Origin of the sequence: Shewanella halotolerans (assembly GCF_019457535.1) — a bacterium.
Taxonomy (GTDB): Bacteria; Pseudomonadota; Gammaproteobacteria; order Enterobacterales; family Shewanellaceae; genus Shewanella; species Shewanella halotolerans.
Genome location: NZ_CP080417.1, coordinates 800895 through 812799, shown reverse-complemented (window position 1 = coordinate 812799; position 11905 = coordinate 800895). Strand labels below are relative to the sequence as shown.

12 protein-coding genes are annotated in these 11905 nt (G+C 55.2%); 7 read left to right on the top strand and 5 right to left on the bottom strand.

Annotated elements, in window-relative coordinates; translation table 11 throughout:
- Positions 1 to 8: 8 nt before the first annotated feature.
- Positions 9 to 488 carry a YbaK/EbsC family protein gene (locus tag K0H81_RS03665; protein WP_011864513.1) on the top strand — a complete coding sequence of 160 codons (480 nt, stop codon included), beginning with the start codon at positions 9 to 11 and terminating at the stop codon, positions 486 to 488.
- A 143-nt stretch (positions 489 to 631) separates the two neighbouring features.
- On the top strand, positions 632 to 1309 hold the full coding sequence (locus tag K0H81_RS03660; protein WP_220059927.1) for an SDR family NAD(P)-dependent oxidoreductase: 678 nt from the start codon (positions 632 to 634) through the stop codon (positions 1307 to 1309).
- A gap of 120 nt (positions 1310 to 1429) precedes the next feature.
- Here the strand turns inward: K0H81_RS03660 and K0H81_RS03655 are convergent, their stop codons facing one another.
- The 4 genes from K0H81_RS03655 to K0H81_RS03640 form a co-directional block, all read right to left on the bottom strand.
- Positions 1430 to 2014 carry a hypothetical protein gene (locus K0H81_RS03655; protein ID WP_220059926.1) on the bottom strand — a complete coding sequence of 195 codons (585 nt, stop codon included), beginning with the start codon at positions 2012 to 2014 and terminating at the stop codon, positions 1430 to 1432.
- A 189-nt stretch (positions 2015 to 2203) separates the two neighbouring features.
- On the bottom strand, positions 2204 to 2566 hold the full coding sequence (locus tag K0H81_RS03650) for a response regulator (RefSeq protein ID WP_144199530.1): 363 nt from the start codon (positions 2564 to 2566) through the stop codon (positions 2204 to 2206).
- A 183-nt stretch (positions 2567 to 2749) separates the two neighbouring features.
- Positions 2750 to 3832, bottom strand: a complete 1083-nt coding sequence (locus K0H81_RS03645) for a rhomboid family intramembrane serine protease (RefSeq protein ID WP_220059925.1) — start codon at positions 3830 to 3832, stop codon at positions 2750 to 2752.
- A 14-nt stretch (positions 3833 to 3846) separates the two neighbouring features.
- Positions 3847 to 4428 (bottom strand): hypothetical protein, encoded by a 582-nt coding sequence (locus K0H81_RS03640; RefSeq protein WP_011864507.1) that lies wholly within the window; start codon positions 4426 to 4428, stop codon positions 3847 to 3849.
- Between the two features lie 346 nt (positions 4429 to 4774).
- Here K0H81_RS03640 and K0H81_RS03635 point away from each other — a divergent pair, with 346 nt between their 5' ends.
- Positions 4775 to 5635 (top strand): pirin family protein, encoded by an 861-nt coding sequence (locus K0H81_RS03635; protein WP_220059924.1) that lies wholly within the window; start codon positions 4775 to 4777, stop codon positions 5633 to 5635.
- Positions 5636 to 5941: 306 nt separating this feature from the next.
- Entirely contained in the window at positions 5942 to 7417 is a 1476-nt protein-coding gene (gene nhaD, locus K0H81_RS03630; protein WP_144199538.1) for a sodium:proton antiporter NhaD, read from the top strand.
- Between the two features lie 104 nt (positions 7418 to 7521).
- On the opposite strand, the gene K0H81_RS03625 is transcribed toward nhaD, so the two are convergent.
- Positions 7522 to 8904 (bottom strand): Na+/H+ antiporter NhaC family protein, encoded by a 1383-nt coding sequence (locus K0H81_RS03625; RefSeq protein ID WP_144199540.1) that lies wholly within the window; start codon positions 8902 to 8904, stop codon positions 7522 to 7524.
- Between the two features lie 566 nt (positions 8905 to 9470).
- On the opposite strand from K0H81_RS03625, the gene rihA reads away from it, so the two are divergent.
- From rihA to K0H81_RS03610, 3 genes are all read left to right on the top strand, one after another.
- Complete coding sequence (rihA, locus tag K0H81_RS03620) at positions 9471 to 10478, top strand: pyrimidine-specific ribonucleoside hydrolase RihA (RefSeq protein WP_258406377.1); 1008 nt, start codon at positions 9471 to 9473, stop codon at positions 10476 to 10478.
- A gap of 43 nt (positions 10479 to 10521) precedes the next feature.
- A complete protein-coding gene (gene rbsK, locus K0H81_RS03615) occupies positions 10522 to 11436 on the top strand; it encodes a ribokinase (RefSeq protein WP_220059923.1) in 915 nt (304 codons plus the stop codon).
- 228 nt (positions 11437 to 11664) lie between these two features.
- Positions 11665 to 11886: a ribosome alternative rescue factor ArfA gene (locus tag K0H81_RS03610; RefSeq protein WP_144199544.1), complete on the top strand. Its 222-nt coding sequence runs from the start codon at positions 11665 to 11667 to the stop codon at positions 11884 to 11886.
- Positions 11887 to 11905: the final 19 nt, after the last annotated feature.

Sequence of the window (11905 nt, the reverse complement as noted above, 5' to 3'; positions counted from 1 at the left end):
GCAAGTATATGAGTATTTCAAACCGCTTAAATCACTACCTGGCGGAACATGAAGTGAACTATGAGATAGTGCTGCACCGCCACAGCCACAACTCTATCAGTTCGGCTATTGCCGCCCAGCTGGCCCCCGCCCAAGTCGCCAAGGGGGTGATTCTGGAGGATCATCAGGGGCGCAGGGTCATGGCAGTGCTCCCCACCAATCATAAGATCAACCTCAAGGCGCTGGGCGACAAGCTCAACCGCGATCTGCATCTGGTGAAGGAGCAAACCGTCTATCAGATGTTTGACGATTGCGAGCATGGCGCCATCCCCTCCCTCGGCGCGGCCTACAATATCGAGACCATCTATGACGACCTACTGATCGAGGCCAAGGAGCTCTACCTAGAGGCCGGCGATCACACCAGCCTGGTCAGGCTCAGCCGCGAAGATTTCATCAAGCTGATCAAAGACGCAAAACACCTGAGATTCAGCTATCAGAGCATCCACTAACCCTCTCTTATCGGGGAAGCTGCGGCTTCCCCTTTTTTCTGCTCAGGTTCACGCTCACATCGCTTAGATATTCCGCCCACTGGCATCGAGAGCCAGTTGCGGCATAATAGGTCGACCTAACATAGCTTCTAAGTGAATGAATCATGATATTAATTACCGGTGCCAGCAGCGGCTTGGGCGCCGCCCTGGCCAAGCGTTATGCGGATCTGGGCGAGCAGGTGATGATCTCGGGTCGCAACCAGGCCAGACTGGCCGGCGTCGCACAAGCATCAAGGAATCTACACCCGCTAGCGGCGGATCTTTGTGATGAGAAGGGCGTCGCGACATTACTCGATACCCTGGCGACCATGAGCGGCGGCGCCGCACTCGACACTGTGGTTCACTGCGCCGGCAGCGGCTACTTCGGCCCCATCGCCGAGCAGCAGGCCGATGAGATCCACAAGCTGATGCACAACAACGTCACCTCAAGTATCTTGCTGGTGCGCGAGCTAGTGAAACGCTATCAGGACACGCCGCTGCATCTGGTGGTGGTGATGTCGACCGCAGCCCAGCAGCCCAAGGCGGGTGAGTCAACCTACTGCGCGGCGAAATGGGCGGTACGCGGCTTTATCGAGTCGGTGCGTCTGGAACTCAAGGGCAAGCCGATGAAGATCATCGCCGTCTATCCCGGCGGCATGGACACAGGCTTCTGGCCAAGTAGTGGTATGTCTCTCGATACCTCCAGCTTCATGAGCGCAGACGAAGCCGCCGAGATGCTACAGGGCGCCCTGAAGGCCACCGCCCACGGCCATATTGCCGATATCACCATCGCCAGGGGCTAGGCTAGCGCTAAGTTAGACTAACAGCAGAAGAACAACAAAGGCTCGGACTGAAGGCAAATTCAGTACCGAGCCTTTTTTAATTAGGCTGCTCACACAGTTAGCCGTGCGATTAACCTTGGATTACTTGCGCTTGAAGATGGCTTCCATCTCTGCGGCTACCGCCTCTGTCTCCTCGGCCTGTATCCGGTCGCGCTTCTCGGTGAGTTCGATAAGCTGACGCTCTAACGCCTCGAGCTGCGCCTCATCCGCCGCGCTGCGCTCTGGCTTATCCTGCAGAGCATAGATGGCTTCGCTTACCCTATCCATCTCATCGAAGATGGCGTCCAAAGGATCGGGATTGGCGGCGTCTTGGCGGTCGAGCTCATCCAGCCAGGCGTAAAACTGCTCATTCGTCACGCCAACCTCTGCGGCGGTCTGGTCGATGAAACAGTTGGACAAGGCCTCGGCGTTCTCTTCTGTCATCTGCTCATACTTATCGAAGCAGAACTTCATGGCGCTGCGATAACCACGCTCCAGCTTGCCACTGCCGATCCCAGATACCTGCTCCATGGCGGAAAAGTCACCGTCGGCTTTCATCCGCGAGACATTCATTTCGATAAATTTATCGATGTCCACCTCCATGCTGCCTAGGTCATAGGGCGGAACCTCGGTGCCTTGGGCGCTGGTGAGGATAAAAAACAGTGGTAGTAAGAGTGTTGCTTTCATCATTAATCCCTTATTGATGTGAAAAATCGGTGATGTGACGAGTCGGTGATGGTCGGTCGACCAGGCGGTGACATCCTTGTTGCCGCCATAAGATAGCTCAGCCCAGTCAGGCCTGTCTAGTGAGAAGCTGGTCGATAGATAAAAGGCGCAGGTAAACATATCTCATCGAGACCAAGGTATGAATATGGGTTAGAGATAGGCCTCTATCATCTCCTGAATCGCATCAGGCATCACAGGTTTGGTGATATAGTCATCCACCCCCAGCTTGAGGGCAAAGTCTTTGTCCGACTGCTCCGCCAGCGAGCTTATTACCACCAAGGGGATCTTGGCGGTCTCTTCGCTGCCCTTAAGATGCTGGATCACCTGATAGCCGTTGACATGTGGCATGGTGATATCCAGCAGGATGAGATCCGGCGTCAGGGATTTGAGTACCTCTATGCCACCGCTCCCCGAGTTCACCGAGGTCACGTCATAGTCGTCCCCCAGCATGGCGAGTAATATCCCGGTGCAGACGGGATCGTCATCTATGATCAAGATTTTCGCTCTGGACATTTATTTCTCGCTCTCGCTGTTAAATTGATTACATTGTATCCAAGTCTGGCGGGAATACCAGCCTGCCACGACTCGTTAAGCCTACAGCTTAGACCCGGCTTTTTCGCTTAAGTTTCAGCCACAAAAAGGGCGTCCATAAAAAAGCCCCATCCAAAGACGGGGCCTTAAATCACCATGAGATAGCTAGCGGGCGATCTTCACCTCTGGCTCGTTGAGCAGCGCCAGCATAGGGTTATTATTCATCACCCGAGTCTTTAGAGTCACCCCCAGGATAAGCCCCATCACGAAGCCACCGATATGGGCCCAGTAGGCCACACCCTGGCCGGCCATCACCAGACCGAAGATGTTGAAGCCTAGCCAGATGGCGAAGAAGGCCATAGGACTGAGCTTCTTCTGAAACACCACAAACATGAAGGTCAGGCTGGCATGGCGGAACCACATGAGGTACATGCCGAACAGGCCGGCGATGGCGCCGCTGGCGCCTACCATATAGATGCCGGAGCCAGGATCGGCGGCGATTTGCGCCGCAGCAGCCGCCAGGCCACACAGGAGGTAGAGCGCGAAAAACTTGGCGCGGCCCAGTACGTCCTCTAGGTTATCCCCCACCACATAGAGGAAATACATGTTGCCCGCCAAGTGCATGATGTCACCATGAAGAAACATATGACTCACCAGGCTCCAGGGATGGTGTCCTGCAAGCAGATCGTTGGAGCGCATGGCGAAGTTTTCAAACACCATATCTGTGGTGCTCAGGTTAAAGCCGTAAGCGAAGAAAATCAGGATATTAAGCGCCAGCAGCAGATAGGTCACCAGGGGCGTCGACTTAGGCTTGAGGTTAAACTCCACCGGCATCTTAGAGAGGAACTGGAACAGCCAGGTCTTGACGCTAATGCTGCCATTCAACTCCTCCAGCAGTTGGCGCACCTTGGGCGACTGTACCACCTTGGTGCGCTCATGCTCATCGATCCAGATGCCGCAGCAGCCGTGACACAGATCCACCTCAATCTCATAGCCAGCCATTAGATGGTAGCGCTGCATGGCAAGGTCGCAACGATGGCAGCAGCGACTGGAGATCCCCAGTTGATCGCCTAGGGTCTCTTCGATACGGACGTTGTCGTCGCCGTTATCGGCCTTAGACAGGGCGGCGTTGAGCTCGCCATTCTCGAACCAGAGGCCGCCGCACTGGCGGCAGCAATCCACCTCTTCGCCGTGAAATTTAAACACTCTCAATCGCCCATCGTGGCAACCCGGACAGATATTGGTCATGGGGAGTTCCTTTCCTAATCTACTGTGATGTCGTTGCGTCTCAGCTCATCGGCCAGCGCAGTGTAGTTCGCCTTCAATGCAGGCAAGGTGTCGTCGCTCATCGCTTTGGTCTGGGCCTTGAGCAGGTCGCCGCCATACTTGGCGCCATAGACACGCCCCTCAATCTTACCGATGATATCGTTCACCTGCAGGTAGAAGCGCCGCGTCTGCGACAGCAGCTGAGGCGGCGTCTCCAGGGTATAGGGCGAGTAGCGCATATTCTCCCACACGAAGGTGGCCAGTGCAGGCCTGTGATTCTTAATGTCAAAAGGCGCCTTACCTGCGATGAAGTCGGCGTACTCGTTGATGATGCCGACATTGTCCTGCACCTCGTCATACAGGGCATGACGCAGGTAATAGTTATTCTGTTTGTTGGTCAGATTATCGAAGGTGATCGCCTGAGACAACCCCTCCTGAGCGGCCAGATAGACGCCGGCGACCGTGGCGATGATCATGAAGATCTGGCTGATCCAGAAGCTGGTCTTTACCAGCTCCCTATTGTCTAAACGGGGAAAGCGCTTGCCCTCATCCAAGGCGGCTTTGTCATTAACATCCATATCCAGGCTCCGGTAACAAATAACAGGCTCGCCGCCCCAAGACAATAATGGGGGAAGCGAGGCAAGCGCGGATACTAGCACAGGCCGATGACAAATTTGTACAGAGAGATTGAATTTTGATAACAAAAACAAGGATTACTAATCTCTTTTTGATAAAACCCTCACCCGGTCTCTGCCAATTGCTTAGCAACAACCCGGCTAATCATCCTATTTTTTAGAATCTAATATGCGGTATTTAGCGATATTCGTTCGATTAATCCAGTGATAGGCTGTTCCCATTCCCGCCAGCTACACTTAAGCAGCACTTAAGCAGCACTAGGCGGTTCCTAATCATGAGGTACTAACGATGAAAGTGATCAGCCAATTTACCGCCCGCCCGGCTATGGATGGCGACGGCGTCAACATCCGCCGTGTGGCCGATTTTCTGAATACCCGCTTCGATCCCTTCCTGATGCTGGACGAGATCAAGTCAGACGACGCCAACGACTATATTGGCGGCTTCCCGCCCCACCCTCACCGCGGCATAGAGACCTTCACCTATATCCGCAAGGGCGGCTTCGAGCACAGGGATCAACTGGGGAACGTCAAGGCGATCAAGGCCGGTGACGTACAGTGGATGAGCACTGGCAGCGGTGTGGTGCACTCTGAGATGCCACTGGCCGACGCCCAAGATGGCCTGCACGGCTTCCAGATTTGGCTCAACATGCCCGCCAAGGAGAAGATGCGTCCCGCCATCTATCGTGACAGCACAGATGAGCCGCTGCCCGAGACCGAAAACGACAGCGGCGCCAAGCTGCGCGCCCTGGCTGGAAGCTGGCAGCTAACGGGGGCCGATCCCATCGAGGCGCCGATTCAAACCTTGGCAGGCGCAGGCAAGATTGCCGATCTTATGCTGGCGCCAAATGGCTCGGCCCAGCTGGATCTGCATGAACGCGAATATGTCGGCCTCTACCTCTATCAGGGAGAGATAGTCAGCCAAGTAGAGCCGGAGAAAACCTATAGCGCCGGGCAATACCTGATTGTCGATAGCCAGCAGCTCCTCACGCTTAAGGCTGGCGAGCAAGGCGCCGGTACCCTGGTGTTTGCCGGTCAGCCCATTCGCGAGAAGATAGTGCACATGGGCCCCTTCGTGATGAACACTGAGCAGGAGATCCAACAGGCGATCGCCGACTATCAGGCGGGACGATTTGGCAGCATCAAGGCCTAAGGCCTTATACGAGACAGACTAAAGAGGACCTAGGGTCCTCTTTTTTTACGTAAATTCAGGCAGCATCCGCAGGCGCCAAAAGCGTGATCCTGTGCTAAGTTTCTAACAGCGCAAAACGCGGAATCGTCACAAATCTGACGATAAGTTTATTACCACTTTGTAGGTAAATGTTTATTTTTCATACATAATTTTGTCAATTTTATGTGACTTAGCCGTAACTAATACACATAAACTTGAGGCGCATCAAAATTTACAGCAGGAAAGCTGTGGTAATTTTTAAGCTATTCCTAACACAGAGAATACTTAATGAGAAACCTTAAGCCCCCCTTTGGCAACCTTGCCAGTACCTTAGCAAGCTTAGTTGTATGTTTGGCCGCACTGTTTAGCCCGGCTGTCTTTGCCAGCAGTGGCGAGGCCCATGGGCAGCTGTTAGATCTCACCGCCACCGGCGCCGGCTATGTCGCTGTGATGATCTTCGTCCTGGCCTATCTGCTGGTGATGGGTGAAGAGTTGCTGCATCTGCGCAAGTCCAAGCCTGTGCTGGTCGCCGCCGGTTTGATCTGGGGCATCATAGGTTACATCTATGTGCAGCATGGCATGTCGGAACTCTCAGAGACCGCCTTTAAGCACAACCTGTTAGAGTATGCCGAGCTGCTGCTCTTCCTGCTGGTTGCTATGACCTATATCAACGCCATGGAGGAGCGTAACCTTTTTGACGCCCTGCGGGCCTGGATGGTGGGTAAGGGCTTTAGTCAGCGCACCGTCTTCTGGCTCACCGGCTTCATGGCCTTCTTCATCTCCCCCATCGCCGATAACCTGACGACGGCCCTATTGATGTGCGCCGTGGTGATGAAGGTAGGCGGCGACAACAAGAAGTTTATCGCCCTGGCCTGTATCAACATAGTGGTAGCGGCCAACGCCGGTGGCGCCTTCAGCCCCTTCGGCGATATTACCACCCTGATGGTCTGGCAAAAAGGCGTGGTGCATTTCGAGCAGTTCATCGACCTCTTCATCCCATCCTTGGTTAACTTCCTGGTGCCGGCGGCGATTATGAGCGCCTTCATCGTCAATCAGGTGCAGGAGGCGGAAGAGGAGAAGGTACTGATGAAGCGCGGCGCCAGACGCATAGTCGGCCTGTTCCTGCTTACCATAGCCACCGCCGTCTGCACCCACAGCCTGCTGGGTCTGCCACCCGTGCTGGGCATGATGACGGGTCTCGGCTTCCTACAATTCTTCGGTTTCTACCTGCGTAAGAGCTTCCCCAAGGCGGTACTCAAGGCCAAGGAGCAGGCGGAGCGCGACAACAACATCAAGCGCCTGGAGCAGCTAGGTAACGTAGTGCCTTTCGATGTATTCAGCCGCATCGCCCGCGCCGAGTGGGATACCCTGCTCTTCTTCTATGGCGTGGTGCTCTGTGTCGGCGGCCTGGGCTTCATGGGCTACCTGAGCCTAGTCTCCGAGGCCATGTATACCCATTGGGACGTCACCTATGCCAACATCGCCGTGGGTGTACTCTCCGCTATCGTGGATAACATCCCTGTGATGTTTGCCGTATTAACCATGAACCCAGACATGGAATTGGGCCAGTGGCTGTTGGTGACCCTGACCGCAGGTGTGGGCGGTAGCCTGCTCTCTATCGGCAGCGCCGCCGGTGTGGCCCTGATGGGACAGGCTCGCGGCATCTACACCTTCGCCAGCCACCTCAAGTGGACACCCGTGATCGCCCTGGGCTACGTCGCCAGTATCCTGGTGCATCTCTGGCTCAACAGCTCACTATTCTAAGGTGTCGTAAAGGTTAGATTACCTGTAGTCACCCTATGGGTTAATCAAAAGGGGCGTTGACTAGACTAGTCAACGCCCCTTTCTCTTGCATCTCTCTTACTGACTTAAGCCAAGATCAGGAAACCGATAAAGGTCAGTCCCGCCGCCAGCAGAGCATAGGGCAGCTGGGTCACCGCATGGCTCACCAGATTACAGTCTGAGCCCTGGGCCGCCAACACGGTAGAGTCTGAATAGAAACAGGCCTGACTACCGAAGGATGAGGCCGACAGCAAGGCGCCGATCACCAGCGGAATATCGGCATTGACCGCCTGGGCCAGTGGCATCACGATAGGAATCGATACCGCGAAGATCCCCCAGCTAGAGCCAGTGGCGAAGGCCAGAATCGACATGGTCAGGAAGACCACGGCCGGCAGCCACTGTGAGGTCATGAAGGGGCTCAGATTGCCAATCACATATTGCGGCAGCATCAGCTTGTCACAGACATCCTTAAACACGAAGGCGGCGATAACCGTGCCTATGGCCGGCAGCATAGACTTAAAGCCGTCGAGCATCTGCTCCATCATCTCTGACAGAGGCATCAGACGCTGCACGCCATAGTAAGGCAGGGTCACCGCCAACGTGGCGATCAGCCCCTTGAGCACGTCGATATCGAAGTAGACGGTAAAGCCCACCAGCAAGATTATTGGCACCATGAAGTTATGCAGCTTGCCCAGGTTATCGGCATGCTTAAACTCCTCTTCGATCGCCTTGACGCTGTAATCATCCGAGGTCTGCACCTCGTCGATGGCGTCGACCGCCTTGGCCGGTTTACCCGCCAAAGCCGCCAGCTGCGCCTTCTTCATCGGACCGAAAGCAGGCACTATGCCCAGGATCACCAGCAGCACCATGGCCACCGCCAACCAAGCGTAGAGCATGTAAGGAATGGCCGACATATAGACGCTGATCCCTTGGCCCTCGCCCGCCACGCCGTTGTCCACCAGCAGGCCGCCGAAGAAGACGGCCCAGGTCGATAGCGGCACCAGCACACAGATGGGCGCGGCGGTAGAGTCCACCACATAGGCCAGCATCTCCCGCGACACCTTAAACTTGTCGGTCACCGACTTCATGGTCGACCCCACAGTCAGGGCGTTGAGGTAGTCGTCGATAAAGATCACCACACCCAGGATGAAGGTCATCAGCAGAGATGACTTAGGCCCCTTGGCATACTTGAGCGCATGGCGACCGAAGGCCATGGAGCCCCCCGTCTTAACCAGGAGGGCGATCAGGGCGCCAAAACCGCCACACACCAGAATCAACCAACCTATGGTTTCATCGGCCATGACAGAGAGCGAGATATCGGAGAAGTTATTCAGCACCTGATCGGGTTGATACAAGACCAGACCCACTAAGGCACCTATGATTAACGAAAGGATTGGACGGCGTAGCCAAACCGCTAACACCAAGACCACCACAGGTGGGATAAGACTTAAGGCTGTCGCGTCAGACATGGCTTAAGGTCCTTCTAAAATTGAGCCGATACGGCAAACTCATTTTACTCGGCGTAAAACCCCAAAGTTTATACGCTTAATTGCTGCTTTATTATGGACATAACGACGTTCGCCCTTAGCGAACCATGCCTTTATTTTTGTACCCCAGCTAAAACATCGGGCGCAAAATAATCTGCATTGGAGACTGAGTCAATCAGAAATAGTTATCCGGCGATAAATAATTTTTCGGCTTCAAACACAAACAAACCAAACCATTGATAATTAACAATATAAGTAAAATAGAATGCGCTAATTTCGCACACCTTTAAAATTAAGCTTATGCAGCGAAAGCGCTTAATTAATAAGGCCATGCTCAATTAATCTTCGAAGGCGGGATAGCAACCCAAAAAGGTCGATAAGCCACTAACCCGATATACCAGCATTTCGATAAACCACTGAGCCCGTTTCACTTTATCCTTGTGGCCAGAGGCATGCTTTGTCTGCTTAATCACAAATTTTCATCTCAAAGATGACACGCAACTAAAGCGTGTTACTCTGCCACAGGTGTCAATCAAAGGAGCATGACCATGACTCACTCAAACGCTGCCCCACATTCTCACGCAGCAAACGCTTCTCCAAAAGCCATCCGCCCGCTCGCCTCGGCGACCCCGATTATTCTCGACTGCGACCCGGGCCATGACGATGCGATCTCCCTGATCCTGGCGCTGAGCAGCGAGCGCCTCAATCCGTTGGCGGTCACCACCAGCGCGGGTAACCAGACGCCGGACAAGACCCTCAACAACGCCCTGCGCATCCTGACCCTGCTCAATCGCGCCGACATGCCGGTAGCCGGCGGCGCGGTGAAGCCCTTGGCCAGGGAGCTGATTATCGCCGACAACGTCCACGGCGAGAGCGGTCTCGACGGCCCTAAGCTACCAGATCCCAGCTTTGATCCCCTAACGCAAAACGCCATCGAGCTGATGGCCGAGAAGGTGCGTCAGAGCGCAGTACCCGTGACCTTAGTCCCCTCCGGGCCGCTCACCAATATCGCCCTGTTTATCGCTAACTATCCCGAGCTGCACAGCAAGGTGGAGCGTATCGTACTGATGGGCGGCGCCGCAGGGGTTGGCAACTGGACTCCGGCCGCCGAGTTCAACATCTTCGTCGACCCAGAGGCGGCCGATATGGTGTTCAAGTCCGGCATCCCTATCACCATGTGCGGCCTGGACGTGACCCACGAGGCGCAGATCATGGATGAGGATATCGAACGGATCCGCGCCATCCCCAACCCTGTGGCCCAGTGTGTCGCCGAGCTGCTGGACTTCTTCATGATCTACCACAGAGATCCTAAGTGGGGCTTCACCGGCGCGCCGCTGCACGATCCCTGCACCATCGCCTGGCTGCTAAAGCCTGAGCTGTTCACCGCCCAGGAGTGCTGGGTAGGCGTCGAGACCAAGGGTGAATATACCCAAGGGATGACAGTGGTGGATCGCTATCAGCTCACAGGCAAGGCGCCTAACGCCACTGTGCTGTTTGACTTAGATCGCCAAGGCTTCGTCGACCTGATTGTCGAGTGCCTCAGCGCCTATAATTAATAGCCCAGGGAGGGTTCGCCCTCCCATCAGGCGAGAGGACACTATGACCAGACTGTTAATCCTCGGCAGTGCCAATGCCGATCATGTGATGAACCTGGAATACCTGCCCAGCCCCGGACAGACGCTGATGAGTAGCGGCTATAGACTGGAACACGGCGGCAAGGGGGCCAATCAGGCGGTGGCCGCCGCACGCCTTAGCCAGGACGAGACCCGGGTCGACTTCATCTGTCATCTAGGCCGGGACGCCATAGGTCAGGCAATGGCCCAGGCCTGGCAGCAAGATGGCATCGCGCCCGACGGCATCACCTACACGGACGCCCAGCCCACGGGCACTGCGATGATCTTCGTCGCCGATACAGGCGAGAACATCATAGGCGTCTCAGCCGGCGCCAACGCGACCCTGACCCCCGAGGCGCTCAAGGGCCATCTTGAGCTGATCGAAAAGGCCGATTATCTATTGGTGCAGCTAGAGACCCCGGCGGTGACTGTGCTGGATGCCTTAAAGCACGCCAAGAAACATGGCGTGACCACCGTACTCAACCCGGCACCAGCCATGGTGATCGGCAAAGATCTGTTTCGCCTGGTGGATGTGATCACCCCCAACGAGACAGAGGCTGAAGCCATCACTGGCATAGAGGTGACCGATGAGCAGAGCGCCAGAATGGCGGCGCAGATGCTGCATCAATTCGGGCCGCAGACGGTGATCATCACCCTGGGCAAGCTAGGCGCCATGCTCAGCACCAAGGACTATTGCGCCCTGATCCCTGGCGTTCAGGTGAAAGCCGTAGACACGGTCGCCGCCGGCGATACCTTCAACGGTGCCCTCATGGTGGCCCTTGGCGAGGGCAAGTCTGTTGAGGAGGCGGTCGCCTTTGCCCACCGCGCCGCCGCCATCTCGGTAACCCGCGCCGGTGCCCAGCGTGCCATCCCCTATCGCCACGAACTGGCAGATATCTAGCAAGCTTTGGGGTTGACCCTTGCCCTCTCCTTCGAGGCAGGGGTCAACCCTATTCCACCCAATACAGTTAGACATAAGTTACTGAATTAAAGAGTAAAACATTATTTGCTAATTTGTGATAAAATACTGTTTGCTTTTTAAGCAACCAAGAAGTAATCTTGCGCCGCCTGACAGAGTCAGGCACGACAAACAGAGACAGATTTAATACTGATAGTAAGAGGAAAAACCATGAGCAAACAATCGCGCCGCAACGCGCACGCTCCCCACGAGAGCGGCCGTGGCGTCATCAAAGACAACGCCTTAAAGGCGATAGTTACCAGCGAACTGTTTAAGATGCGCGTCGAGAAACCCAAGAAAGGCAAAGGGTCATACAAACGCCAACAACAAAAGGGGCATATGCTGAAGGGCAATGCCCCTTTTGACTTAATAAGCCCCGCCATTGCGTGCTAAGCCGTCTACTGACACCTCA

Coding starts and splice junctions, on each gene's coding strand:
- K0H81_RS03655 (WP_220059926.1), bottom strand. CDS start 2,014: ATGAAAGCAACACTCTTACTACCACTGTTTTTTATCCTCACCAGCGCC.
- K0H81_RS03610 (WP_144199544.1), top strand. CDS start 11,665: ATGAGCAAACAATCGCGCCGCAACGCGCACGCTCCCCACGAGAGCGGC.
- K0H81_RS03635 (WP_220059924.1), top strand. CDS start 4,775: ATGAAAGTGATCAGCCAATTTACCGCCCGCCCGGCTATGGATGGCGAC.
- K0H81_RS03625 (WP_144199540.1), bottom strand. CDS start 8,904: ATGTCTGACGCGACAGCCTTAAGTCTTATCCCACCTGTGGTGGTCTTG.
- K0H81_RS03640 (WP_011864507.1), bottom strand. CDS start 4,428: ATGGATGTTAATGACAAAGCCGCCTTGGATGAGGGCAAGCGCTTTCCC.
- nhaD (WP_144199538.1), top strand. CDS start 5,942: ATGAGAAACCTTAAGCCCCCCTTTGGCAACCTTGCCAGTACCTTAGCA.
- K0H81_RS03660 (WP_220059927.1), top strand. CDS start 632: ATGATATTAATTACCGGTGCCAGCAGCGGCTTGGGCGCCGCCCTGGCC.
- K0H81_RS03665 (WP_011864513.1), top strand. CDS start 9: ATGAGTATTTCAAACCGCTTAAATCACTACCTGGCGGAACATGAAGTG.
- rbsK (WP_220059923.1), top strand. CDS start 10,522: ATGACCAGACTGTTAATCCTCGGCAGTGCCAATGCCGATCATGTGATG.
- K0H81_RS03650 (WP_144199530.1), bottom strand. CDS start 2,566: ATGTCCAGAGCGAAAATCTTGATCATAGATGACGATCCCGTCTGCACC.
- rihA (WP_258406377.1), top strand. CDS start 9,471: ATGACTCACTCAAACGCTGCCCCACATTCTCACGCAGCAAACGCTTCT.
- K0H81_RS03645 (WP_220059925.1), bottom strand. CDS start 3,832: ATGACCAATATCTGTCCGGGTTGCCACGATGGGCGATTGAGAGTGTTT.